Origin of the sequence: Paenibacillus sp. FSL R5-0766 (genome assembly GCF_037971845.1) — a bacterium.
Taxonomy (GTDB): Bacteria; Bacillota; Bacilli; order Paenibacillales; family Paenibacillaceae; genus Paenibacillus.
Genome location: NZ_CP150227.1, coordinates 444,950 through 469,740 on the forward strand (window position 1 = coordinate 444,950; position 24,791 = coordinate 469,740).

A 24,791-nucleotide genomic window follows, 5' to 3' on the forward strand; every position below is an offset into this window, starting at 1 on the left:
GGCGAAGCCTCCGTTCTCCAGATGTAGAAACGGCGATTACGTCTGCTCATGCTTCGCATCTAACAGACGAATTCGCCGTTTATCTATCTTAATTCGGGTTACTCGGGCTTCGCGCCCAGCCATTTCTCATGTAATGTGTCATATTCCCCGCTGTCTTTCATGCTTTTGAGCAGCGTGTTGACTTCCTCCACGAAGGCAGTGTCGCCTTTGCGAATGGCCATACCATAAGGTTCGCTTGTGAAATTACCACCAACCAATTGGAAGCTGTTATCCGTCTGTTGCATACCGATGAGGATGATGTTATCTGTGGTCAGCGCTTCGCCTTTACCTGCTTTGAGAGCAGTGAATGCATCCTGATAGTTATCGAATTCAAGCACCTCAGCATCCGGGGCTTTCTCGCGAATATTCTGAGCGGATGTGGAGCCTTTCACCGCGAGCACTTTCACCCCACTGAGGCTTTCCAAGCCGGTAATTGCACTGTCGTTTTTCACCAGCAGGGACTGACCTGCCTCGAAATAAACATCACTGAAATCCACCTGTTCCTTACGCTCATCCGTAATTGTCATCGTGGCGATGATGATGTCGATATCTCCATTTTGCAGCATGGGAATACGTGTCTTGGAAGTGACCTCTTTCAGTTCGACCTTGGTCTCATCTCCAAGGATCTGTTTGGCGAGTGCCTTTGCGATATCAATATCGAATCCTTCAACGTTGCCACTTGCGGGATCTTTCAAGCCAAACAGTTTCGTATCGTATTTCACACCGGCAATAAGCTTGCCGCGTTCCTTAATCCGCTCAATTGTGCCTTTCGCCTCGGCGTCACCACCACCACCGCTCGCTGAAGGTGTATCTGTACCTGTGCTACAACCTGACAATACAAGGGAGAGAATGAGGACGAGCATAAATGATGGCCATTTCAATAATTTCTTCATGAATAAAGACCCCTTTCAAAATGGAATATTGGATTATTCTCAATGATGAATCAGACGGCTCAGGAATTGCTGTGCTCGTTCTTCTCTGGGGTTGTCAAAAAATTCGGCAGCGTTGGCCTCTTCTACAATTCGGCCTTCGTCCATGAAGATGACCCGGTCCGCAACTTCGCGGGCGAATCCCATCTCATGGGTAACAACGACCATGGTCATGCCATTATGGGCAAGGGAACGCATAACATCGAGGACTTCCCCGATCATCTCTGGATCAAGAGCAGAGGTAGGTTCGTCAAAAAGCATGATTTTGGGCTCCATGGCGAGTCCTCTGGCGATGGCTACCCGTTGTTGCTGTCCACCGGACAACTGGGAGGGATAACTGTCTGCTTTGTCGGCAATGCCCACCCGGGTCAGATACTTCATTGCCGTTGCGGCTGCCTGTTCTTTGGGTTGTTTGCGCACCTTCATGGGTGCAAGGGTAATGTTATCGATGACTTTTTTGTGAGGATAGAGATTGAAGTGTTGAAATACCATGCCGATGTCACGGCGGAAGAGGTTAATGTCCACCTTTTTCTGATGTAGAGGAATCCCACTGACGACAAGTTCACCTTCGGTAATGGTCTCCAGGCGGTTAATACAGCGGAGTAATGTGCTTTTGCCGGAGCCGGAAGGTCCGATAATGACGACGACCTCTCCTTCTTCAATGTGAAGATGGATATCCTTGAGGACATGAAAATGACCGAAATGCTTCTGGACACCCCTAAATTCAATCAAGAGTACACCCCATCCTTTCTGCAACGTCTGTGTGTAAAAGGGATAATAAGGAATAAATTGAAACTAGTTATTTAATCATACATAGTCATCCTGCTTATGGCAATTGGTTTGTGATAAAACATGACATAAGTAATGGGTTCTCTAGGGCTATAGCCAGAAAATGTGTTATATATCTGTCATGTTATTAAATCCCTTGTGACGAATCCTGACAGAAAAATGAATCTATTCTCCTAGTTGTTTTCCAACCTTTGGAATAGTTGTATAGAGTATACTGAAAGTGATGTCTGATTTATGACTCTGATTAACAAAACAAATAGCATCAAGTTCCACGTGTACATGGCAAGAAAGATCAACCCTACACGTCATGCCATTGATAAGATGGAGCAAGAGAGCATCCGTCTGATCCCATAACCATTCCATTACATGTAGAGAGGATGATTCTGAACGATGAATACATATCACTCCCCAATGTCGACAGGAGCAAGTGCCCAGTCCGATGTTCGAGCTTATGAAGCCAATTTGCCTGTCATTCCTGCTCAGGATTTTCAGCTTACAGACTATGGAGCTGTTGGAGACGGAGTAACAGATAATACGGAGATGTTCCGACTTGCCATCGCTTCATGTGCTGAAGCAGGAGGTGGTAGAATCGTTATTCCTGCCGGGGTATGGCTCACAGGTCCGATTGTAATGCGCAGCCGGATCGAGCTACATGTGGAAGCAGGGGCACTGGTTACATTTAGCCGAGATTTTGATCAATACCCATTAATTGCATCAAGCTTCGAAGGCTGGCAGGTGGTACGTTGCCAATCCCCGATCGATGGTGATCAATTGGAGGATATTGCGATTACCGGTAAGGGGATATGGGATGGTGGCGGTGAAGCTTGGCGACCAGTGAAACGTTCGAAAATGACCACTTCACAATGGAACCGATTAGTCGCTTCCGGTGGTGTTGTAGAGCAATCCGGCGGAGATGAAGAAATCTGGTGGCCTAGCACGGCTGCACTTGAAGGCGGCACCATTGCGAATCAATTGCATCAAGAACAGGTACGTGATATTGCTGCTTATGAAAAAGTCAGAGACTTTTTACGTCCCAACATGGTTAGTTTACGGAGATGCAAACGGGTATTGCTGGACGGTCCAACGTTCCAGAACTCGCCTGCATGGAATCTGCACCCTTGGGCATCTGAGCATGTCACCATTCGTAACGTGAGTGTGCGGAATCCGTGGTTCTCACAGAATGGAGATGGGCTGGACATTGAATCCTGTCGTCATGTGGTGGTGGAGAAGAGTGTATTCGATGTCGGTGATGATGCGATCTGTCTGAAATCAGGCAAAGACGCCGAAGGCCGTGAACTTGGCCTGCCATCGGAGTACGTCACCATTCGGGATTGCACGGTGTATCACGGTCATGGCGGGTTTGTCATTGGCAGTGAAATGTCCGGTGGTGTGCGGCATGTGCGAGTATCGGATTGTACGTTTATCGGAACGGACATTGGACTTCGCTTCAAAAGCGCACGTGGGCGCGGCGGAGTGGTCGAGGACATTCAGATTGAGCGCATATATATGAAAGATATCATTATGGAAGCCATCTCGTTTTCCTTTTTCTATGCAAATCAGGAAGGGTCTGCCCGGGGCAGTGATCTATCTCAGGAGGTTAGCGAAGAGACGCCAGTGTTCCGGGATATTCGAATATCGGATGTAGTCTGTGCCGGTGCCGACACTGCGTTGCTTGTGAGTGGATTGCCGGAACTGCCTTTGGATGGGGTGATCATCCAGCGTTACAACGTGCAAGCTCGCAGTGGTATCCAATGTGCTCATGCGAAACATCTGCATATCGCTGAATTGCAGGCGCAGATCACCGAAGGTCCGCTGGTTCATTTGCACCAGTGTAAAGGGGCAGAATTAGAGAGCATTCAGGGCAAAGGTGCGGATGGCCGACTTCTGATGGTGACAGGACACGAATCCGCAGGCATTGTCTGCCGAGAAGGTGATGCCGACACAGAAGGTCGCCAGATCTCTGTTGGTCCCGAGGTACGAAGTGGTGTGATCATTCGCAGGTAAAAGTTATGTAATAAGGTTTATACAAGTGGGTCAAACTCAGCCGCAGTGGCGTAGCCATAGATCCAGTAATCGTGATGCCTTTTGATATAAGGAGTACGTAATCTCTGGAGCGAGGCTACCCACTAGGCTTTTTTATATGAAGTTATCTGATGATTTACCGGTGTTCCTTGCGATAGCGCAGCGGTGTTGTACCGGTAACCTGTTTGAATGTTTTGTTAAAATGAGCCGTATGCTCAAATCCTACCTTCTCTGCGATCATTTGTACACGCTCTTGTGTGGAAAGCAGTCTTCGCTGTGCCTCTCGGACCCGGACAACACGCAAGTATTCGCTGAATCGAAATCCGGTAAATCGGCTGAACATTCGGCTCAGATAGGATGGACTGATATAAAAACGATTGGCTGCACCCTCCAGCGTAAGTGGTTCGGTATAGTTTTTATTCACATAAGTGACAATTTCACTGATTTTGTCCTGCATCGGATGCAAGGGAACGGGGCATGACTGCCGGATGTTCTCCTCTACCCGATGAATTCGGATCAAAAGTTGGGCAAGCAGACTTCTTACGGCGATTTCATAGTGAGGGCGTCGCTCTTTGCATTCTTGCAGCATCTGCCACAATATACGCTCCATCTCGGGCTGTTCCGCTTCAGGCAGGCGAAGGAGTCTTGAACAATTAAAAGGCAGCAGACCACATATGCCAAGTTCCATCCCCGTTGCAAAAGCAGGAGAAAAACCGATTAATATCCGTTCGAAGCCGGGAATACTTCCTTTGGAGGTGGTATGTACATCGTGTGGATTAATCAGAATGAAATCACCCTTGCGTGCGGACAGAATCTGACCATTCATGGAATAGACTCGTTCACCTTCAAGCAAGTAATACAGTTCGTAGAATGGATGAGCGTGAGGTTGTGGCATACCATTCCCATCATGTCTTCGCATATGTTCAATGGTAAATGAATGTTCACCGATTCGGTATTTGGGTCCAATCCGATCCTCTATGAGACTCATGGTACAGCTCCCCTCTGCTTCACGGATTAACAACGATATCCATATCATAACGGAAAATCCATCTTTTTGTAAACGCTATCATTGGAAATCGTGTGCTGTCAAGGTGACAAAACTTGAATGATGTTTTAGAGTAGGGGGAGAGAGGCGAAACTCTGGTTAAGGAGTGTCTCCAATATGATTTGGAAGGAAGGAAACAGGTTATGACGACACATGAATTATCGCCATTGGTTGCTGCGCTCAATATGCAGCCTCACGTTGAAGGCGGTTGGTATAAGGAAGAATGGAAGGCATCTTATCAGATTCCACAGTCCGTTCTGCCGGATACATACTCCGGCCCAAGATTCTCGGCAAGTTCCACATATTTCCTGCTGCATGCACATGAAATCTCCGAGTGGCATACGGTTCTGTCCGATGAACTTTGGTTGTGGCACAGCGGTAGTCCGGTTGAACTGAAGCTGGGCGGCAACGGGGAGAACCCGGAGAACGAGGAAGTTCTTGTTCTGGGGATGGATATTGCTGCGGGGCAATCACCACAGGTGCTCGTTCCTGCCGGCGTATGGCAGACAGCGCGTCCACTGGGCGATGAGCCTGTACTGGTAACTTGCGTAGTAGCACCAGGTTTCCACTTTGATGATTTCAAGCTGGTATCCAAAGGTTAAGTATAACTTTTATCACGAAATCCCGATCCAGGTGCATAGGCATCCGAATCGGGATTTTTTTGGATTGAGCGTATAAAGTATGCTGAGGTCTATGCCTAGTTCAGGGATAGATCATTCCCTTTTGAATAAGCATCACTTTTGGCAATGACTAATCACTTCGGATTCTCGTTACTCATCCAGCTGTCCACATAAAACTCCTCATGATAATCCGGTTGCTGAGCGAGTTCTTTGAGCTTCTGTTCAGCTTCTTCAGCGGTAAGATATTCTCCAATAACTGCTGTAAACTCACCAGTGGACGTTTTGAGGAAAGAGATATCCTCATCTGGATAGGATTCTTTAATTATACCCATCGATTCTCCAAAAGGCATTGATTCTGTGCGGAGAGAGTATACCTTCCAAGGTGTGACCGGTTTGCCGTCGGAAGTCAGTTTCACTTCCAGGTATCCAGGGTTCTTGAATTCCGTTACGGCATACTGTACCCCTTCTTTTAAAACAACTACGAATCCGACGGAAGAGTCGTCTAAAATCATGGATGCATAAACATCTTTCACTAAAGGCTGGGTCATGAAGTCGGCTTTGACTTTTTCTATATCCATGTAACGTGCACCGCTAAAAGTGAAGAGGATACGATTCGGTGCTTCTTTGTGTACCACATTATAATGGGGTGCATCATTAGTCTGAGCTTGCTCGTCGGTGCTAAAATTGATTTTAAGCGTATTTTCGGTTGCTTCCGATCCGACAGTTACTCCATCGGTAATCTTGCCGCCACCGCCAAATTGAAGTACCTGAACAATCGTTCCGACCACAGGTATTTTGGACATGGCGTTTGCTACGGAAGGGATGTTCACCACGAAGAGAAAAGCAGCACATGCCGCTATGACTGAGGCATAACGAATCATTCGAGATGAACTCTTGCGAGCAGCGGCTCTTTTCTGTGCATGATGAATAACATCATTAAGTTGAGCAGGGATTTCAATATTTTCGTAACGATCTTTTCCTGTCATACGTTCTCAACCTCTCCTTCAATCAAATAAAATTTTAATTTTTTGATAATACGATAGAATTTGGACTTAACTGTATTTTCCGGTATGGAGAGCACTTCAGCCATCTCTCGAAAAGGCAGATTCACAAAGAATTTTAATATAATATAGGCTCTTTCCTCGGGGATAAGCCGGTCCAGTGCATCATATAGATCCATTTTCTCTTCCAGCGACGCCCCTCGCTCTGGAGCCACAAACTCCTGCACATGATCCTCCATATAGGTCACTCGCTGGTTACGTCGAATATGATCTATCGCTGTATTAATCACAATTCGTGACATCCAGGAATCAAAATAAGTCATGGACTCCATCTTTCCATAAGCGATGAACCCTTTATAGACCGCTTCGGATACGATATCCAGCGCTTCTTGTTCATTTTTAACATAGCAGTATGCCAGTCGATATAATTTATTTTGAATCTCTGTTATTTTTTCGCTGAACTGTTCTTCTTTTGTCTTTCTATGGTTCAGTCTAATCACTCCTGATCCCCCCTGATCAACCTAAATATTCAAGTCACCGCTCGTTCCAGGCCTGGATTCTATATAAGTACTTGAGTTCGCTTGACACTCGTTAGACTGGTGAGGAGAAGAAATAGTTCTAAACGGTCAAAAAAATTTTTTTCTTTCGACCCTGAATAGCATAAAGAGCCTCGCCTCCATTCTTAACAACGAATAGTTGGCCTATAACATTACATACCAAAACACCCGCTCTTCCAAGATCGAAGGCGGGTGTAATCGAATTCATCTGCTTATATTAGAAGTTAAAGTTATCTGGATCGGAACCAAAGCGTTTGTTCTCGTTCAGGCCGTTAATCTGCTCTATTTCTTCCGAAGTTAACTCAAAATCGTAGAGATTGGCGTTCGCGCGAATACGCTCAGGGGTGACGGATTTCGGTATAGTCACGATGCCATTCTGCAGATCCCAGCGCAGAATCACTTGTGCGGGGGATTTGCTGTATTTGGAGGCGATATCTTGGAGCAACGGATGATCCATCAGATGACCTTGTCCGAGCGGAGACCAGGCTTCGATCTGAATCTGATGTTTGTTGCAGTACTCACGAAGCTCTGACTGAATCAATAGTGGGTGAAGCTCTACCTGGTTAACTGCCGGTTTGATCGTGGCATCAATCATCAAGTCTTCCAGATGGTGAATCTGGAAGTTGCTCACACCGATCGCCCGGATGCGTCCTTCTTTATGGAGTTTCTCCAGCGCTCGCCATGTATCTTTGTACTTGCCCTTAACCGGCCAGTGGATGAGATAGAGATCCAGGTACTCCAGTTCAAGTCGTTCCATGCTGGCTTCAAAGGCAGCTAGCGTGGATTCATATCCCTGATCGCTATTCCATACTTTCGTGGTAATGAACAGATCCTCACGAGCTACTCCAGATTCACGAATACCCTGAGCGACACCTGTTTCGTTGTTATACGCTTTGGCTGTATCGATGCTGCGATAACCAGCTTGAATGGCTGTTTTGACAGCATGAACGACTTCGTCTCCGTCTTTAACTTTGAATACCCCAAAACCCAGCCATGGCATTTTGACTCCGTTATAGAGCGTGGTTGTGTCCTGCACGTGTTTCATGGTCCGAAATTCCTCCTCTTATTGATTCATTGTTCCACTATGTAATTACCCTGCTGTTCAGCAGCCAATCGATATCGAAGGGCCGTCTTGAATGATTATACTAAACTCTGCCTGGTCTTGGAAAAGGGATTGATCCATATTACGAAGTAAACGCTGCTATTATCCTTTTTCTTCAACCAGAGGTTTGGTTTTGACGCTTGTGGGTGATAAGATGAAGTATACGAAATATGGAAGTCAAGACTTTGTAATTGGAGAGTTTACATAAGAACAGACGAAGTACGGAATCGGGTACAGACCAGACCGTACGACTAACGATAAAGGAGCAAGAATACAATGGCTAAACCTAAACAAACCAAAAAAGCAGCTGCCTGGTCTCTCGTAGTGATGGGAGCAGGATTTGCTGCATCCTTGCCGTTCCAGGGCGCTCCTGTGGGCAAGTTGCTGGTAGGATCATTTGAAGCGGGACTCGTGGGTGGACTTGCGGACTGGTTCGCCGTTACCGCATTATTCCGTCACCCGCTCGGCATTCCCATTCCACACACGGCATTGCTGCCGAAAAATCGTGATAAAATGACGGAAGGTCTGGTCTCCGCAGTAGAGAATAACTTGCTCAACAAAGACAGCATTACCGAGAAAATTGCAGATTTCAAAGCAGCAGAGACGGTGCTCGATACGTTGACACGTGAGCTTCACAGTGACGGGATCAAGATCATGATTGATACGCTCTGCAAACGAATTCTGGCGGGTCTGCCGTTAGAGCAGATTGCTCCGCTCGTAGCACGTGAGATCAAGTTACAAGCGGGCGCCTTTGATCTGGGTCCGATTCTGGAACGGGCTGCCCACCAGATGACAGAGCGGGGTTATGACGCCAAAGCGCTGGACTACGGACTGAAGCAAGCCGAGGAGTGGCTGGTTAAACCCGAGACGATCATGTTTTTGGGTGAAAGCGGGATGAAAGCCATCAGCGGCATTCAGATGAACGGATTGATGCAGTTTGCGATGAATGCGTTCCTGGGTTATATGAACGAGGAGCGTCTGGGTGGCATTTTACAAGGATATCTCTTCGATCGGGTAGAGGATATGAAACGTGAAGGCAGCGCTCTAAGGTACAAGGTGCTTGATATGGTACGTACCCAGACGGTGCGTTTGGCAATGAGCGAGGCTATGCAAGATGGAATCAACAATTGGAAGAACAATATGCTGGAGGGTTGGAACGCAGAGGAAACGGTGCTGAACAAACTCACCGAACTGAGAGACAAGGCGCTCGCCGCGATGGAAGATGGACAGTATGTAGATACGTATGCACTGCCTGCCATTGAGCGGGTATTGGTTGATCTGCGGGCAGATGACGAGTTGATGACAGGCATGAATGCCAAGATTATAAATGGCGTCACAACACTGCTGGAGAAAAACCATTCCAAAATCGGTAAACTGGTACGCGAAAATGTGGACAAAATGGACAATGCCACTTTGGTTTCGATGATTGAGGATAAGGTTGGACAGGATCTGCAATGGATTCGGATCAACGGAGCCGTTACCGGATTTGTTATCGGGATTGCGCTGACTGCGCTGCAGATGGCATTGGCATAACAGTAAATCATGTAAAAGGAGGGCCGCTCTTTCGAAGAGCAGGCTCTTTTTGTCGTGGATGGGAAAATTATCATGTACTTGATACAAGAATTAGGAAAGTGGGTAATGTACACCAAAGTGTCCTATATGAATCATATAGGAAGAAAGTTACATGAAAACGATCCTGTTAGCCGATATGGCTCATGTTGATTTTGTACTATGATGCAGGTAACAGATGAATAGGGTGTACTTCACATATAGTGAATGCCTCGATTCTACCATGAGGGGGGATCCGTATTAAACGTGCAGGATGGTTGAAGGGTTTATTCACACTAATGATGGTGTTTACTATATTTTTGGGAGGTTGTCAGAACATGAACGCAAGTGAGAAGGAAGCTCTATACCAAGAAGCTGAAGCAACCGTAATTCAGCACTTCAAGCAGAAATTTGAACTGGATGTTGTAATTACAAGCAAAGAGTTGTTGCCGGAAATGGCAGTGTCCCAGATTGGGCTGAAAGGGCATGTGAAAGAACATGAAGATCAGAGCTTTGGCATTTCGTACGACTACAAAAAGAAGGTAACCAAGAACCTGGTCATTAGCCCTGAGATTGAGGAAGCGATGATGGCCAAGGGACATAATCCATACGACAAATAAAGGGAGGTGTAGTTATTGAGTAACGGGTCCAATATTGATGATGAAACGTATAAAACGATGTCTGATCTAGCCTACCAGGATCAAAAGGCTGGAGACAAATTAACGGAACTTCCCGGATGGGAGGTCCTTGAGGGGACGGAAAGTAATAAATTTTCCGGTTTTGATGCTGTAACATTTTATAATCCCGAGACCAAGGAAGCTGTCATTGCTTATCGCGGTACAGAAGGAAGTGCATCCTTGGATCGCTCTGTACCTGACTTTGTCATGGATGGTCGCATTGGGGGCGGAGAGTTGATTCGTAAGGGCCAGCAGGAGGCCGGGAATTTTGTCAATAATCTTACGCCGGATTGGCTCGACAAAGGGGTCGAAGGTGTCAAGGACTTCACGGGGATATCCAAAGTGGAGGATTGGGCTGGTGACAGGGTAAGAGATGTGGAGAACTGGACGGGTGATCGCGTAAAAGATATCGAGAAAACCGTTTCCCCTACAGGCTGGGCCAATCAGATGTATCAATCCGAAGACTACGCAAATCACATGCAGAACAAGCATAAGGATCTGAATTTCTCGATGACCGGACATTCCTTGGGCGGGGGAAATGCACAATATGCTTCTGCTTATACAGGAATTCCAGCCGTGACGTTTAGTGCACCATCTGTAATGGGGAATTTGACGCCAGAAATGCGACGCCGAGCTGAATCGGGTGCATTTGACGGGCAGGTTGTGAACTATGCAAATCCCAGTGATCTGGTAGCCAGCGGAACGCTGGGAGGATATGACCGGCATGTAGGATCGACCTATTACATCAACTCCGATTATGACTCGGCGAATGACGGCGTGAGTATTATCGATAAAGCCAAGAACTCATTTGGCGGGGAGAACTATCACAGTCTGGATCAATATGATTTCAAAAATGGTTACATATCCAATGACCTGTACGATCCGATTACTGGAGAGAGAATCCGCTATTCACCACGCCTTATGGATCACATGGGACCGTTCAGCAAGAACTTAGGTCCGTTACGTTCCAAGTCTGGTGGCGGTGGAGGTATGGCTTCGGCTGCTGCGGCTTCAGGTCTGATTCAGGTAACGCCGGAAGAACTGAAAAGTGTCGCTTCGCGGTGGAAGCAAAATGCACAACAATGCAATGCTGAGCTAAACCAGGTACGAAGCCGCATGGCTCAATACCTGCATACAAGTCGCAGTCGCAGGCTGGAGCCGATTGTCACCCAACTGGACGCGTCGATTCAAGAACTTAGCACATGGCATATGAAACATACCAGTCAGTTCCTGAACTTTATTGATGAGAAAGCAGATGCCTTCCGGCAGGCTGACGAGAGCCCGGTTCATTTTAATTAGGAACCAGGTTGGTTAATATCGATATCACGTACATGGGGGAGGGGAACGCAAGTGGGTGGACAATTGCTGGTGGAATTGGATGATCTTCGAATTGCGGAAAAAGAACTGACACAGCTGCTTGCCCGTCTGCAAGCCGATGAACAGGAAGCGCGGGCGTTATACAGTCGCCTGAACGATTGGAAAGGCCAGTCCGCAGATCATACAAGACAGCAGATTGAAGAGTTTTTTGCGGGCCTGTCCAGACGCATTCAATCCATTGAACAGCAGAAGAAAAGCTTGCTGCAATACATTGAGATCATGATCCAGACGGATCAGGGACGCTAAAGAGTGGTAAGGCTGATGCCATATTGCGGATGGCAATCAGCGCGGATAAGAGTGTGACCGTGGAACAGCATGTTTAGTGCCTAAACCACGGATTGTAAAGAACATGGGTAGCCAATCAAAATGATGATAGCTAAAAAGCCTACGGCACATCGGGTTTGAACCCGTATGCCATAGGCTTTTTGTTATCTGAATTTTTCTCAGGGTTTCGTAAAACTGTAAGTTAGTTCTTAACGTTTTTTGCGACGTGTAGCCAACGCAATCCCCAAGAAGGACAGGATCAGGGCCAGAATGGATACGATCAATGTTGCTTGTTGAAGTTTCAGTGTACCTGGGTCTGAATCCGTGTTGTTTGGTTCACCTGTAACGGTGTCATTGAGTGCATCGCCCAGCGTGGTATCATCGTTTGCTTTGCTATCGTCGGTAGCTGCATTATCCCCAGTTGCGCCTTCTGTACCTGCGCTATCATGTCCATCGTTGGCATGACCTCCACCTGCCGCAGCATTACCAGCAGCAGCCGGATCTTCGCTGATCGTTGTGATACTGTGCGGGTTAGCGTCACTTGGTTGGCCTGTCCATTCTACGATGCTGCCATCACTGTAATATTGGAACGCATCCCAAGCTACTTCAGCTTCCGCCTTAGGGTTCTGTGCAACGAAGTTGAACTGCTGGAATTGTCCTGCCAGAATGCCTTCGTTATCGCCGTCAATTTCCCATGTGATCGAGGTTACTTCATTGGAATCGTTTTTCTCTGTAGTGATTTTCCAGCCTGCCAGTGGTTGATACTGCTTGAATGCAACACCTTCTGGAACTTTCATGGTGATTTTGGTTGTAGGCAGTTCTTTCTCGGATGGAATCTTAATCGTGTACGTCTGCCATGCACTTGTCTGTGCAACGGATGGGCTAACGGTAACATGAGCGCTCGCGAATCCGGCGAATAACATGAATGCTGCGGTACCTGTTGCGATAGTGGATGTTAGTTTGGAAATCCATGATGTTTTCTTCAAAATAAATAACCCCTTTCAGTTCTTATCATATATGATGCGGCCCATTTTCTTAAATGAGTGTCTACGTTCTGCAAAGGCCGTTTCGGTTACGAATTGTTCTTTCGATCACCGTTATTCCCGGAATTTATTGATCCAACTATATAAATTGAACTAAAGATGGTTTACACATACACTCCGATGACAGAATAACCTTCCAATAGCTGTTATCCCCAGATTTTTTGATTCTCTTTTCTCAAAGGGGAAAATCTGGTGATAAAGGCGAACGCTTCGCTTTTTCAGGTTTTTTCTGCCCTCTCCGTTTCAGTGTAAATAATAGTTCAATTTAAATAGTAATAAGTTGAAATCCGGGAATAAAGGCGAGTGCTTCGCTTCTCAGAATCATTTCGTTCCCTTCACTACATTTGCAGTTTGTAGAAACACTCATTTTAGATTGGGTCACTTTTCAATATAAACGTTGTGTAACTATGGCTTGGTGGTATCAATCTCAAATTCGGCATCCAGTGCATCCAGCGTTTTGGTCAGGAGATGTACCTTGATATTCCAACGTCCAGGCATGGAGATGTAATCTTCAGCCTTGTACACACCAGTATCATTTTTCGGAATGGTGATCTCATAGATTCCCATATCCATGTCCAGATGTGTGAGTGAAAGGGTGATCTGTTCCAGATCATTAACGATACTGCCATCTGCACGTTTCACATCGACTTCAAATTGGTTCTCTCCCGTTACATTGGGACTCACCTGAAGTGTGATCGACGAGCCGTCTTCTGTAGTCTTTGTCTCCTGATACGGACCGACCGCTGCTGGTTGTCCCGGAGACAGGTGTGTTAGTACGGCAGCAAGAGCGAGAATCACAGCACCAGTAGCAAGCTCGGCTTTCAGGCTGCCGGATAATCTGCTTCCCGTTGCTGCTCTTGCCAATCTGGCATGACGCCATGCAAAGAGAACCATCACAATAAGCAGGACGATCTTGCCAATCAGGACAAGGCCATAGGCTGTAGTGAACAAGGAAGTCAGCACAGGTGCTGGTAGAATAATCAGACTGCTGTATATTCCTGTAGCAACCAGAGCGGCTACGGCGCCAATCCCCCAGGCGGTAAACCTGCGAATAGCAACCCAGTAAACTTCTCCTCGTACCTTCGATGGCAGCTTATCGGCCAGTGGAGGCAGACATATCGCCATGGCGGTTAGTGCGCCAATCCAGAAAGCGGCACCGATCAGATGTATGAAATCCATGGCAATCGCGAGAGCACGTTGATCCGCCGCAGCCGGATGTCCCGTCATAGCATGCGTGAACAGCCATCCAAGCACGAGCACAAGTGAGCCGTAAGAAGACCAGATGCGAGCACGGATGGATCGATCGCGATCATATCCGGAGAGAATCGTGACGGCCAGCAGCATTACAATGAGTATTTGTAACATCCAGATCTGACCAAAGGATGTCAGCTTGAGCGCACTTCCGATCAGTCCCCAGCTTAGTTCGTTCAGAGCCACACCAGATTCATACAATGTATTCAGTGGCAGGCTGACCAAGGCGGCAAAGGAAGCAGCAGCATAGCTGATCCATAACAATCTGTAGCTGCCCGGAACGTCCATAGGTTCTCTTGTCATGGATGTCGGTGCAATTCGCAGCAGCAAGAATGCAAGTGTCCCCAGAATAACAGACAATCCGAGATACTGAATCCAGTCTGTCAGGGAAACGATCCATTTCAGCGGCCCGCCTGTTGAACCGGAACCGGATGTAAGATCACTCAGTCCGGCAGGAGAACCGGACGGTTCACCGATATGGAAAACATATGCCCCTTGAATCGGGTGTCCATCGGCAGATACAGCTTTCCAGTTAACGGCATAAGTCCCGTTCCCGAGTCCAGCCTGCAGGCCAGTCTCCAGAATATGAGGGCGATCCACATCGATCTTTACATTTCCATCGTCTGCCTGATTGCCGTCAGGGCTGGTAATTTTGATATCATAAAAGGCCGTCTGCAAGGATTCGTTGAACTCCAGCGTCAGCCGCTCCGGAGCAGCTACGAGGGTCTCATTTTCTCCTGGCGAAGCCTTAACAATATAAGCATGGGCAGATGCCCACTGTGGCATAACAAGGCAGCACACGAGCAACAGACAGGTGACCAATGCCCAGTGCCGTTTGCCCCATTTCAGGGTAAAGCGTGTAAAAATCAAAAAATCATCACCCTCAGGTTATAGATTTGTAGTCATTCATGGCCTTTAAACACAATCTAACCCATTATAACTTTGTCCAAAATGACTGCGTATGACTACATTGGGCTATAAAAAAACGATTTGGTCTACATAAATGTGACAAAAGCATGAATGTGTATGTTGTAGAACAACATCTCGTCTCATGTTACAAATCTCATATAGGTATGTGATGCGTTTGTGCTACCATTCACATATCACTACGAAACTGCGCTATTTGCGAAGTTTACGTCCTGCAAGCCCGCTCTCTAGCGCATAGCGGGTGAGTTGTACCCGGTTTTCAAGCTGGAGCTTCTGCAAAATGTTTTTGAGATGATTCTTCACCGTCTGGTCTGAAATACCGAGTTGATCGGCAATCTCCCGATTGGTATATCCCGCGGATACCCATTGCAGGATCTCAAGTTCCCGCGCCGTTAGCGGGTTATCTTGCACATCTTCACTGCGTGGTGCGGGAAACTCCTGCAAAATCCGGTAGGCCAGTTCCTTACTGAGCGGTGCATCGTCACTGACGATGGCGCGCAGGTATTCAAGCCAGGTGGAAGGTGTTAGATTTTTGAGCAAATAGCCTTGGGCGCCTTGTTTCAATGCTTCGAACAGAAACGTCACATCATCCGATACCGTGACCATAACAACAATAACATAAGGGAATCGCAGCTTGATCTGACGGGTCGCTTCCAGCCCATCCATGCCCGGCATCTGCACGTCCATCAAGATCAGGTCGGGCATCCATTGCCCGGTGAGCTCCAGCGCTTCCTGTCCATTCGAAGCTGTACCAATCACTTCAAACAGGCTGTCCTCGGATAAAATGCTACAGATCGCTTCACGCGCATGCGCATGATCATCAACAACCAATACACGTACATGTTCCATATTAAGTATGCTCCTTTCCTATCGTCATTCGTGTATGCCCTGATCTTGAATCGAGGGTAAAAGACCACCCCATCTCGGCAGCACGCTCTTTCGTAATTCGCAGTCCGTACCGATCCTTCAGATGAAGAGGATCTCCACGTAGTCCATTCCCATTATCCTGAATATAAATGAACCAGGCAATTGGGTTACCTTCCGCGTGAACCTGAACGCGGGTAGCCTGCGCATGTTTGCGTACATTCAGTAAACCCTCCCGGATACAGGCGAGCAGTTCCACTTGCTCCTTGGCAGAGAACGTTACACCACTGAGGTCCCAATGAATCTGTGCACCAGGTACCGTTTCTTTGACGAGAACTTCGACCTGCGCATGCAGTGAAATAATCTCGGGTGCCACGGTAGAGGAGGGAACATAACGCAACTGGGCAATGGCTTGCCTTACATATGTATTGACTTCATGCACGGTTTTTTGAATCTCCTGGATCTCATGCTCATGCCCGCTCCCTGCCAGACTACGGCCTGCTTTATCGGTCTTTACTGACAGTAGGAAAAGAGACTGAGATATGCCGTCGTGAAGTTCCCGTGCCAATTGGTCACGAGCTTCCAGAGCTGCTTTCGCGGCACGTTCCTGCTCCAGAGCAGCCCTGGCACCTTCGAGCATGTGGAACAATCGGCTGAGCAGGGTCACGCTGACGAGGTAAACGATGACGGGTGTTAACCAGTTTCCAGCATCCATCGAAAGGTACGGCATCAGAAACTGATGGCGAATATATTCCCAGATGCCAACCGTGAAAGTGGGGATCAGCAGAATCATCCATTTAATTTGTTTATAGGACATGAATGCAGAACTCCTTTGATCTAGGATTAGCTTAATGAGGTACTTTATTTATACAGGGATGGGACCATTATAACGCAAGCTTGTCCAAGACCCTAGTCTGTGTCTTTGGAGAAAGCTGGGGAGGATCTGGGAGTATTTAAAAGGATATCTAAGAATGACAAGGGGTGAAATGTTGTCACGCTAGGTGAGGGTTGGTGTGACCAGCTGAGGAAGGCTGAGTCCGTTTTCCCTATCGGAGAAGGTCCTCTATACTTATATAGAACGTGAATTCATTACAAAACATGTTAAGGAGTGAAGCAACAACATGAGTCAAGAAGTATTGGAACGTCGCAGTGAATTGCTCAAAAAGAACATTCACCAGATGCTTGTTCAAGACAATCAGCACGGTATCAGTCGCCAAGACAACATGTTTTTGCAGCAGATGATTAAAGAGCTGCATCAGACCTCACATGAACTGAATACCAAATCTTAATGTAGAATCTGCACGAGAATGAAGTTGTCTGGTGTACGATTCATTCCATGAAAATGAAAATGGCGCTATCTCCGATCAGACCGGGGATAGCGCTTTTACTTTTTCTGGGCTTATAGAAGAAGCTCTTTTTATTTTACTGCAACTGTTGCTGAGCGGTTCTTTTCTCAATATATTGAATGAACAACTCGGCAAGCTCCGGATCGAACTGTGAACCCGAACATGAGCGTAGCTCCCGAATCGCTTCTTCCACGTTCTTGGTTTCCTGATACGGCCGCTCTGTCGTCATGGCATCAAAGGAGTCAATCACGGTCAGCATCCGGCAGAGCCGGGGAATCTCGTTACCCTTCAGGCCGTAAGGATAGCCTTTGCCATCATAGCGCTCGTGGTGAAGTTCAATATACGGAATCAGATCCGCGAAGCGATCGTTCGTGATCACCATTTTTTTGCCCCAGGTGACATGTCCTTTGATCGTTTCCCATTCTTCTGCGGTGAGCTTGTCCTTTTTGTTCAGAATGGACCATGGAATCTCCAGTTTGCCGATGTCATGAATCAGTGCTCCCAGCACAAAACGACGTTTCTCCGCATTGTCCAGTGTGAGCAATTCACTGATATCGAGTGCATATTTGTAGACCCGTTTGGAATGTTTAAACGTATCCATATCCTTGTATCTGAACAAATTAAGCTGCTGCTCGATGTCACGAACGTCCTGTACCAGATCAATCTCGTGTTCCATGCCATCATTGCTGCCGTGGCGGTGTACGTTGTTCTTGCCCTGTTTCTTCGCATAATACAGTGCTTTATCCGCCTGATCCACAAGCTGGGATTTGTTATACATATCCACCTGATAGGGCGCGACGCCAGCAGAGAAGGAGAGACAACCGTGTGGAAACACTTCAACGCCTTCAAACGGCGTGTCGTTCAGTTGTTTACGCAGCTTGTTCATGAACCTGTAGGATTCGTCCAACTCCATGCCTGGCATGAGCAAAGTGAACTCTTCCCCTCCATAACGAAAGGCGGTAACAGGTGTGCCTTCCGTCTTTCGCATCAGAAAATCCCCCAGCAGGGCCAGCAGACTGTCACCTTGAAGGTGGCCAAACCGATCGTTATACTTTTTGAAATCATCGATATCAATAAGTCCCAGACAGAGCGGGGTTCCCTGCGTTCGAGCGGTAGTCAGTTCATTTTCCAACATACTCTCAAAATAGCTATGGTTGAACAGACCCGTACGTTGATCCGTGTTAGCTTTCTCCTCAATGGTCTGATACATCACAAACAACTGCCTGAATGCGTGGGACAGAAGAATGCTGAGACTCAGATACAACAACAGGCCAAGTACGCCATTGTGCACAACCAGAATTGTCAGGACCAGCGCCAGAATCAGCGTACATAAATAAACCAGCAGCGATTCCGTAACGAATGCCCGCTTCATCTGCTGTAATGCATCCTTTGTTGAGAAATGAAAGAATAAGCCAAGTGTGATCGTGTTGATGATGAAGTAGGCTGCGAGCGCTGCAAAATAAGGAATCAGGTTATAGCCGTCCAGAGTTCCCGATTGCCCGCCAGTCCACTCAAACACGGCAGCTGCTCCCGTAATCATGATACTGTAGATGCTGAAATTGACAATGTGTTTCCACCAGGTGAGCTTGCGCTCTTTGATTAACAAGATGATGGAGACAGGTAGCAGTACAGACAGACTGAAAGCTCCGCCAAACATGAATATACAGGCAAGGTATACCGATGAATCCATGGATTGCTGATTGCCTTTGGGTGGAATCTGGAACGTGAAATAATCCAGAATTAACGCCGCACCCAGCATGGTGTAGACCATGACCCAATCCGCCGTGGTTAGATGAAGGTAAGACCATTTATTCATGTACAGAAAAACACCGATCCCGGTACAACTAAGCAAAATAACATACAGACTGCTTCGATCTGCCTTATGGATAAGGTTACGAATAAAGTTCATAAAAAATCTCCTGCTTGAGTTTAGTCTAATCTTGATGTGTATATAGTTGGTGTTCTTCTATAGGGATATACTATATAGATGTATAACATACCAAGTTGCCTGCCAAAAATCCAGACAGAAAAAACAGGCCGCTGGCAGCCTGTTTGTCTTGTTTGGCGGTATGGATACTAGCCGCCCAGCTTGTATCCCGAAGTTAATGCTACAACGACAGAAGCCACGATGATTGCGTTGATGACAATGCGGGAATATTTCACACCTTCAAATTTTTTCATGGAGAAGACCTCCCTTCCTTGGAGTCTACCTGGTTCTCATTAAGCCTGATGAGTTTTAGCAGGTTGCACAGCCTTTTTGTCCCGATTCACCATCATGTATTGGATAAAAAGGAATATGCCAACGTTCATGACCACATCACCGATACTGATCACCTGAGTCCGTGGATAAGGACTGGAGAGTGGGATGATATCACCGAGAAAAGGCAGATTTGTAGATGCATCCATCATAAAATGCTTTGATACGGCGCCGCCTTCCCTGAGCATGTCTACATAATAGGGACCCAGTACAGCGGAGGCTTCCACAGAAACAGGCATGCGCCCACCATTTACAGCCATAACGGCAAAATTGAGAAATACCCCAATCCAGATGAGCATGAAACCGGTATGGTGTCTGTTGAGCCACAGGAAAGCAAGCCCTGTAATGTAGACGGCAGCAAAGAGATATCCATTAATGGATGCCACCCATTCGAATCGTTCCTGGAGATAGAAAATAAAGAACTGGATTAGTAACAATACAGGGAAAATCCAGCCGCTTCGCAGCTTGAGTGCTGCAAACTGGTTGAGCCCATGCCGCAACCCGCCCCGAAAAAATCCAACGATCAAGCCTAGTAGAATACCGTCATATACCATGGAGTAACTCCTGTTCGTGCGGAGATATGCAATATGATTGCGTGTTTGTGTACATAAAGGATTCGACCTTATATTGGTAAATCCTGCATGAGAAAAATGATTTTGTAGAAGAAATTTGCAAAATGCTGAACAAAAACCAGCTAATGTTTGTCAAGCATTTCAGGTTGGATGAGTTTTCTTTTCATGTTATACTTTTTTCGACCAATGCAAATAACCTCCACTGCAATGGAGGTTTTGGTTAAATATGGATTAAACTTGGTAGGGCTGGCCCTTCTGCAAGATGGCGAAAATGTGATGCAACAGCTTGTTTGCGCAGGCGATCACAGCCACCTTGTAGGGCTTGCCCTCGTTTCTTTTTTTCTCGTAGTACGAACGGATTCTTGCATTCGCATTCTTTCGCATTCCACATTGCACCGCTAAATATAGCGAACGTCTGAGCCTTTTAGAACCTCGTTTCGTGATTCGTGTACTTGTCGCTGTGAACTTTCCTGAACTGAAAATCCCGGGGTCAAGGCCCGCAAACGCCACAAGTTGCTTCGCATCACTAAACTGTTTCACATCACCTAGTTCAGCTACAATGGCTGCGGCCAGTTTCGTTCCAATTCCCGGGATACTTCTCACCAGTTCGACTTCGGGCAGATTTTCTGCGAGTTCCTCCATTTGTTTTTCGAGTTCCTCCAGTTGCTGAATCATCGTCAACAATAAAGAGACCATTCCGAGCAGTGCCTTGCTTTGAGCGGGGCTACGCCGAATTCCTCTCCATTCATCCAGTACTTCCTCCAGTTTTCTCGCTTTTTCATGGGCCCATCGCTTGGAATGGGATCGTCCCGAATTACCCTGAATGACTTCATTCCAATTCGCCACACTTCCCTCCAAACAATGAGACAGCACCGTCAATGATGTGGTTGAAAACACATTGTAAAATATCTGCTCATACGCCGGAAACACTTGCTCCAGCAAGGCTCTGCTGTTCAGCTTCGCCTGCACAAAGATTCCCGTGACAAACTCATGCTGCCGAGTCAAATGCTGTAGCTCTGTAAACGTCTCATCCCAATTTCGATGTGGCTTCACGTCGCCGCGATAGTACATCTCTGCCAGATGCCAAGCATCTGCAGCATCTGTTTTAACTTTGCGTAACTGCGTTCCCTTGGCTCGCTTGGATTGCAAGGGATTCACAATGTAGTAGGTGTAGCCACTCCGATTCAGACAGGACACCAAGGCACGATGGTAATGCCCAGTCGCTTCCAAAACAACCACAGGAGCAACACCCGTTTCGGCTTGAAGGGCCCCTAACATCTCCGTGAATTGTTCGAATCCACTCGCAGCATGCTCAATGACGATAGCTTTGCCAACGGGTTCATTTCGTTTTTGAAACGCCTGTATCACACTTGAACCTTTAGCGACATCTACACCAACAACAGGTTCCATATGCTCACTCCTTATCTTTTGTTTCGCCGGTCCTTTCCACGATGGTTCCAAACCCATAGCTTCGCTTGTTATACGGGGTCAACTGCCCCTACCAGCCCAAACATGGTCTTTTGGAGGTCGTGGGAGAACTGTTTTTGTTACGAGGTCCTAGCCCCTAAAACCGCCACGTTCTCCCGGCTTCCCCCATCGTAAAACGACCACAAAAAAAGGCCAACCAGTAATTACTGGCTAACCTGATAATACGAAAACCGCCTTTACGAATCTAGGGGTCGAAACCCCTGTAAAATTCGGTAAAGGACGGCTGCTTATGGTGCCAAAATACGAGCTTTAATTCGGTTGGAGACGGCATTTATTTTATTCGGATCCACCGTTCAGATAGTTGAAGAAAGGCTGATCCACCCAGAAGTCATACGTCGTAATGTCCGCATCAGGTGCCAACTTCAGGAAACCTTCCCGAATGGATTTGGCATTCTCTTTCAGAGAGAAGGACTGAGCATAGTAATTGCCAAGCGCGATCTTATTATTGGAAATGACAGGGTAGTTCGCCAATGCAGTTGGTGAATAATACAGCGGTTGCCACCAGGAACTGAGAATCAGTGGAGATGTACTGTCACTGTTCTTCTTGGCGTATTTCAGCACAATGTCGTTGAAGTGGACTTTGTCTGCCACATTGTTGAACTCGAACTGAATATCATATTCCTTCGCAGAGGCAATATAGTTACCGTTATCGATCTGTGTCACTTTATAATCAGGTGTTTCCTTCGGCTCGCCCCATTCCTTCAAATAAATGAAGGCAGATGTCTTCGGCTGGAATTGTACATCGGCGTCAATACCTTCGCTACGCAGCAAACCAACCAACTGTACAGCATGCTGAATATTATCGTGGCCGTAGGTAAGTGTCAGTTCATCGATAAAGTTGGAATCAAAGCGGCTATCCTTCAGGTTATAACCTGTTACGAGATCATCTCGCAGCGCCTGATCCACAATCTTTCTCAGCTCAGGTGATTCGATCAGATCCGCTGTGCGATATGCAGCATACAGTTTGGAATAGATGTCCGCATCGCCGGAACGCCCAATCTCATGTTTGTATTTCCCTTGACTGACCAGTACGCGTCCAAGCAAAGTATTAGCGAAATCTTTACTTGCTACGCCACCTTTAAGGAGAGCGGGGTATAGGCTTTCGGGAATCAGGCCTGTATCGATCGCTGCAGCCAGTTCCTGTGCGGCTTGTCCCTGAACACGGTTCGGGTTAATGCCAACTTTGGCAAGCGCTTTGGCTGTTTTCTCTGCAGGATATGTATAAGCCAGTTCCTTGAATCCGGCTGTTTTCACCGCGATGAAGACCGCTGCATAAGTGCTCAGTTGATCCTTGGCACGTACTTCTGTACCCGTAAGAACCCCATTATTGTACAAGGATACGGCAGCATCATATGAAGAATCACCAGAAGACAGATCGGTAAAGACAGGAGCTTTGGCTTCACTGTCACTTGCTTGAGTTGCTTCCGTGATGGCTGCAATGGCTTGAATGAAATCACCTTTGGTAATCTGTTGCGGCAATTGAATGTTATATTTCGCTTGCAAGAATTGAGCAAAATCCGCTGCGCTCTCCGTATAGGCAACTGGCGCCTGAGCCACCGGTCCTTTGACACTTTGTGATGTGGTTGGTTTAGCCGGAGTTGCAGATGCTGCAGAAGCGGAAGCAGGCAAGCTTAGGCTGCCGAGTGTTACCGGAGCGGCGAGTAGGGCCGCCAACGTGATCTGGGTGATTTTTTTCAAATGAATAGCCTCCTTAAAATGGGTTGGAAATTAATTAGCTTTGGGTTATAATTCTGACAATTCCTATCAGAATAGAATAATTGGATTGACTTTAGCACGGAGACGCGCTGGATGTCAACGAAAAAAAGCTTGATACAGAACGGTTTCCAAAGCTTGGTAGAAAGTGAATTGTCAATTATATTCTATTTGAGTGTATACGCTCAAAGATTTATTGACAAGGATCGACAGTATCCGCTAGGATAAGAAAAAAGAATGTTGAAAAGGGGTATTTTCAAAATGAAAAGAGGTTTATCGTTCGTCTTATCGATCATCATGTTGGCTATTTTGTTAGCAGCTTGTGGAAATTCGGCTTCCAAAGACGAACAATCCGCCCAAGGCAGTGATTCGGAGAAATCTCTTCGGATGGCCCTCGTACTTCCCGAAAAAATAGGGGTTAACCCTTTCTTTGTACAGATGGATGAAGGCTTCAAAAAAGCAGGTGAAGAATTCAAAGTAGATACCAAGACGATTGAATCGACAGACCCGGCAGCATTTGAACAAAATCTGCGTGCTGCGGTTGCCGAGAATTATGATCTGATTATTACAGCAACTTTCCAGGCAGAAGATGCATTGAAGAAAGTCGCAGCAGAGAATCCGGACAAGTCTTTTGCAATTGTAGATACAACCGTTGATCTTCCTAACGTTCGTAGCGTTGGTTTCCGTGAATATGAAGGGGCGTACCTGCTCGGTGCAGCTGCTGGATTGTCCACCAAAACAGACAAAGTCGGCATGATCGCAGCAATGGATGTACCATTGATCAAGAAATATACGGAAGGGTTCAAAGCTGGATTGGAATCCGTTAATCCGGATGCAGAATTCCTCGTGAACTATGTAGGTGGATTTAATGACCCGGCCAAAGCAAAAGAATTGGCGCTGGTACAATTCGGCAAAGGCGCTGATTTCATCGCTGGCGCATCCGCTGTAGGTGATCTCGGCGTGTTCGAAGCAGCGAAAGAAAAAGGATTCTACACTTCCGGTCAGGATACGGACCGTACTGTTGAAGACCCGGAACATATCGTATTGTCTCAATTGAAGTCAACCGATACGGTTGCTTATGAGACCGTGAAAGATTTTGTTGAAGGCAACTTCAAAGCAGGTGCAGTAAACTATGGTTTGAAAGAAGACGGTGTAGGCCTGACTTACGTTACACGTGATAGCGAATCCCCATTGAATGCTTTTGTTGGACAAGAAGTGATCGACAAGGTTAAAGCAATCAAGGATGATATTGTATCCGGCAAAATCGTAGTTAAAGATCCATTGCAACAATAGTTTTGAATGTTCTTTTCAATGAATGAGTGATGGAAATGATCAGCCGGCTGCCCGATCAGGCAGCCGG

Annotated in this window: 22 protein-coding genes; 8 read left to right on the forward strand and 14 right to left on the reverse strand. The window is 46.8% G+C overall.

The window, feature by feature from the left end:
• Positions 1-98 precede the first annotated feature (98 nt).
• Together MKY66_RS02105 and MKY66_RS02110 are read right to left on the reverse strand one after the other, a co-directional pair.
• Entirely contained in the window at positions 99-932 is an 834-nt protein-coding gene (locus MKY66_RS02105; RefSeq protein ID WP_076216505.1) for a transporter substrate-binding domain-containing protein, read from the reverse strand.
• Between the two features lie 39 nt (positions 933-971).
• Positions 972-1,700, reverse strand: coding sequence for an amino acid ABC transporter ATP-binding protein (locus MKY66_RS02110; RefSeq protein WP_051449904.1), 729 nt, complete (start codon positions 1,698-1,700; stop codon positions 972-974).
• Between the two features lie 447 nt (positions 1,701-2,147).
• Here MKY66_RS02110 and MKY66_RS02115 point away from each other — a divergent pair, with 447 nt between their 5' ends.
• Entirely contained in the window at positions 2,148-3,761 is a 1,614-nt protein-coding gene (locus MKY66_RS02115; RefSeq protein ID WP_083657379.1) for a glycoside hydrolase family 28 protein, read from the forward strand.
• Positions 3,762-3,915: 154 nt separating this feature from the next.
• On the opposite strand, the gene MKY66_RS02120 is transcribed toward MKY66_RS02115, so the two are convergent.
• On the reverse strand, positions 3,916-4,767 hold the full coding sequence (locus MKY66_RS02120) for an AraC family transcriptional regulator (protein ID WP_076216503.1): 852 nt from the start codon (positions 4,765-4,767) through the stop codon (positions 3,916-3,918).
• A gap of 200 nt (positions 4,768-4,967) precedes the next feature.
• Between MKY66_RS02120 and MKY66_RS02125 the strand changes: the two genes are divergently transcribed.
• Positions 4,968-5,426, forward strand: a complete 459-nt coding sequence (locus MKY66_RS02125) for a cupin domain-containing protein (RefSeq protein WP_076216501.1) — start codon at positions 4,968-4,970, stop codon at positions 5,424-5,426.
• A gap of 152 nt (positions 5,427-5,578) precedes the next feature.
• Here the strand turns inward: MKY66_RS02125 and MKY66_RS02130 are convergent, their stop codons facing one another.
• The 3 genes from MKY66_RS02130 to MKY66_RS02140 all read right to left on the reverse strand — a co-directional run bounded on the left by MKY66_RS02130 (position 5,579) and on the right by MKY66_RS02140 (position 8,047).
• Complete coding sequence (locus MKY66_RS02130) at positions 5,579-6,430, reverse strand: hypothetical protein (RefSeq protein WP_076216499.1); 852 nt, start codon at positions 6,428-6,430, stop codon at positions 5,579-5,581.
• Positions 6,427-6,945 (reverse strand): sigma-70 family RNA polymerase sigma factor, encoded by a 519-nt coding sequence (locus tag MKY66_RS02135; RefSeq protein WP_036616657.1) that lies wholly within the window; start codon positions 6,943-6,945, stop codon positions 6,427-6,429. The genes MKY66_RS02130 and MKY66_RS02135 overlap by 4 nt, the downstream gene beginning before the upstream one ends.
• Positions 6,946-7,219: 274 nt before the next feature.
• Positions 7,220-8,047, reverse strand: coding sequence for an aldo/keto reductase (locus MKY66_RS02140; RefSeq protein ID WP_076216497.1), 828 nt, complete (start codon positions 8,045-8,047; stop codon positions 7,220-7,222).
• Between the two features lie 333 nt (positions 8,048-8,380).
• Here MKY66_RS02140 and MKY66_RS02145 point away from each other — a divergent pair, with 333 nt between their 5' ends.
• The 4 genes from MKY66_RS02145 (at position 8,381) to MKY66_RS02160 (ending at position 11,952) form a co-directional block, all read left to right on the forward strand.
• Positions 8,381-9,637, forward strand: a complete 1,257-nt coding sequence (locus tag MKY66_RS02145) for a DUF445 domain-containing protein (protein ID WP_076216495.1) — start codon at positions 8,381-8,383, stop codon at positions 9,635-9,637.
• Between the two features lie 353 nt (positions 9,638-9,990).
• Positions 9,991-10,272 (forward strand): hypothetical protein, encoded by a 282-nt coding sequence (locus MKY66_RS02150; RefSeq protein ID WP_076216493.1) that lies wholly within the window; start codon positions 9,991-9,993, stop codon positions 10,270-10,272.
• 15 nt (positions 10,273-10,287) lie between these two features.
• The gene (locus tag MKY66_RS02155) at positions 10,288-11,628 is read left to right on the forward strand and encodes a hypothetical protein (RefSeq protein WP_256704352.1); all 1,341 of its coding nucleotides are present in this window, start codon (positions 10,288-10,290) and stop codon (positions 11,626-11,628) included.
• Positions 11,629-11,679: 51 nt separating this feature from the next.
• A complete protein-coding gene (locus MKY66_RS02160; RefSeq protein WP_076216491.1) occupies positions 11,680-11,952 on the forward strand; it encodes a hypothetical protein in 273 nt (90 codons plus the stop codon).
• A gap of 227 nt (positions 11,953-12,179) precedes the next feature.
• Here the strand turns inward: MKY66_RS02160 and MKY66_RS02165 are convergent, their stop codons facing one another.
• From MKY66_RS02165 to MKY66_RS02180, 4 genes are all read right to left on the reverse strand, one after another.
• A complete protein-coding gene (locus MKY66_RS02165; protein ID WP_076216489.1) occupies positions 12,180-12,956 on the reverse strand; it encodes a YcnI family protein in 777 nt (258 codons plus the stop codon).
• A gap of 462 nt (positions 12,957-13,418) precedes the next feature.
• Positions 13,419-15,134 carry a copper resistance protein CopC gene (locus MKY66_RS02170; RefSeq protein ID WP_083657378.1) on the reverse strand — a complete coding sequence of 572 codons (1,716 nt, stop codon included), beginning with the start codon at positions 15,132-15,134 and terminating at the stop codon, positions 13,419-13,421.
• 249 nt (positions 15,135-15,383) lie between these two features.
• A complete protein-coding gene (locus tag MKY66_RS02175) occupies positions 15,384-16,040 on the reverse strand; it encodes a response regulator transcription factor (protein ID WP_036616682.1) in 657 nt (218 codons plus the stop codon).
• 1 nt (position 16,041) lies between these two features.
• Positions 16,042-16,872 carry a histidine kinase gene (locus MKY66_RS02180; protein WP_076216487.1) on the reverse strand — a complete coding sequence of 277 codons (831 nt, stop codon included), beginning with the start codon at positions 16,870-16,872 and terminating at the stop codon, positions 16,042-16,044.
• A gap of 304 nt (positions 16,873-17,176) precedes the next feature.
• On the opposite strand from MKY66_RS02180, the gene MKY66_RS02185 reads away from it, so the two are divergent.
• Positions 17,177-17,344, forward strand: a complete 168-nt coding sequence (locus MKY66_RS02185; RefSeq protein WP_017691019.1) for a hypothetical protein — start codon at positions 17,177-17,179, stop codon at positions 17,342-17,344.
• 133 nt (positions 17,345-17,477) lie between these two features.
• Here the strand turns inward: MKY66_RS02185 and MKY66_RS02190 are convergent, their stop codons facing one another.
• The 4 genes from MKY66_RS02190 to MKY66_RS02205 all read right to left on the reverse strand — a co-directional run bounded on the left by MKY66_RS02190 (position 17,478) and on the right by MKY66_RS02205 (position 23,416).
• Positions 17,478-19,310 carry a diguanylate cyclase gene (locus MKY66_RS02190; protein WP_076216485.1) on the reverse strand — a complete coding sequence of 611 codons (1,833 nt, stop codon included), beginning with the start codon at positions 19,308-19,310 and terminating at the stop codon, positions 17,478-17,480.
• A gap of 311 nt (positions 19,311-19,621) precedes the next feature.
• On the reverse strand, positions 19,622-20,212 hold the full coding sequence (locus MKY66_RS02195) for a DUF5317 domain-containing protein (protein ID WP_076216483.1): 591 nt from the start codon (positions 20,210-20,212) through the stop codon (positions 19,622-19,624).
• A gap of 249 nt (positions 20,213-20,461) precedes the next feature.
• Positions 20,462-21,640, reverse strand: coding sequence for an IS110 family transposase (locus MKY66_RS02200; RefSeq protein ID WP_076217271.1), 1,179 nt, complete (start codon positions 21,638-21,640; stop codon positions 20,462-20,464).
• Positions 21,641-21,994: 354 nt separating this feature from the next.
• Positions 21,995-23,416 carry a hypothetical protein gene (locus MKY66_RS02205; protein ID WP_083657359.1) on the reverse strand — a complete coding sequence of 474 codons (1,422 nt, stop codon included), beginning with the start codon at positions 23,414-23,416 and terminating at the stop codon, positions 21,995-21,997.
• 276 nt (positions 23,417-23,692) lie between these two features.
• Between MKY66_RS02205 and MKY66_RS02210 the strand changes: the two genes are divergently transcribed.
• Positions 23,693-24,724 carry a BMP family protein gene (locus MKY66_RS02210; protein WP_017691014.1) on the forward strand — a complete coding sequence of 344 codons (1,032 nt, stop codon included), beginning with the start codon at positions 23,693-23,695 and terminating at the stop codon, positions 24,722-24,724.
• Positions 24,725-24,791: the final 67 nt, after the last annotated feature.

What these genes read in the sequence shown, in the direction of transcription:
- MKY66_RS02185 (WP_017691019.1), top strand. Translation starts at nt 17,177, where the DNA reads ATGAGTCAAGAAGTATTGGAACGTCGCAGTGAATTGCTCAAAAAGAAC.
- MKY66_RS02180 (WP_076216487.1), bottom strand. Translation starts at nt 16,872, where the DNA reads ATGTCCTATAAACAAATTAAATGGATGATTCTGCTGATCCCCACTTTC.
- MKY66_RS02190 (WP_076216485.1), bottom strand. Translation starts at nt 19,310, where the DNA reads ATGAACTTTATTCGTAACCTTATCCATAAGGCAGATCGAAGCAGTCTG.
- MKY66_RS02200 (WP_076217271.1), bottom strand. Translation starts at nt 21,640, where the DNA reads ATGGAACCTGTTGTTGGTGTAGATGTCGCTAAAGGTTCAAGTGTGATA.
- MKY66_RS02140 (WP_076216497.1), bottom strand. Translation starts at nt 8,047, where the DNA reads ATGAAACACGTGCAGGACACAACCACGCTCTATAACGGAGTCAAAATG.
- MKY66_RS02105 (WP_076216505.1), bottom strand. Translation starts at nt 932, where the DNA reads ATGAAGAAATTATTGAAATGGCCATCATTTATGCTCGTCCTCATTCTC.
- MKY66_RS02150 (WP_076216493.1), top strand. Translation starts at nt 9,991, where the DNA reads ATGAACGCAAGTGAGAAGGAAGCTCTATACCAAGAAGCTGAAGCAACC.
- MKY66_RS02145 (WP_076216495.1), top strand. Translation starts at nt 8,381, where the DNA reads ATGGCTAAACCTAAACAAACCAAAAAAGCAGCTGCCTGGTCTCTCGTA.
- MKY66_RS02120 (WP_076216503.1), bottom strand. Translation starts at nt 4,767, where the DNA reads ATGAGTCTCATAGAGGATCGGATTGGACCCAAATACCGAATCGGTGAA.
- MKY66_RS02210 (WP_017691014.1), top strand. Translation starts at nt 23,693, where the DNA reads ATGAAAAGAGGTTTATCGTTCGTCTTATCGATCATCATGTTGGCTATT.
- MKY66_RS02175 (WP_036616682.1), bottom strand. Translation starts at nt 16,040, where the DNA reads ATGGAACATGTACGTGTATTGGTTGTTGATGATCATGCGCATGCGCGT.
- MKY66_RS02130 (WP_076216499.1), bottom strand. Translation starts at nt 6,430, where the DNA reads ATGACAGGAAAAGATCGTTACGAAAATATTGAAATCCCTGCTCAACTT.
- MKY66_RS02195 (WP_076216483.1), bottom strand. Translation starts at nt 20,212, where the DNA reads ATGGTATATGACGGTATTCTACTAGGCTTGATCGTTGGATTTTTTCGG.
- MKY66_RS02125 (WP_076216501.1), top strand. Translation starts at nt 4,968, where the DNA reads ATGACGACACATGAATTATCGCCATTGGTTGCTGCGCTCAATATGCAG.
- MKY66_RS02115 (WP_083657379.1), top strand. Translation starts at nt 2,148, where the DNA reads ATGAATACATATCACTCCCCAATGTCGACAGGAGCAAGTGCCCAGTCC.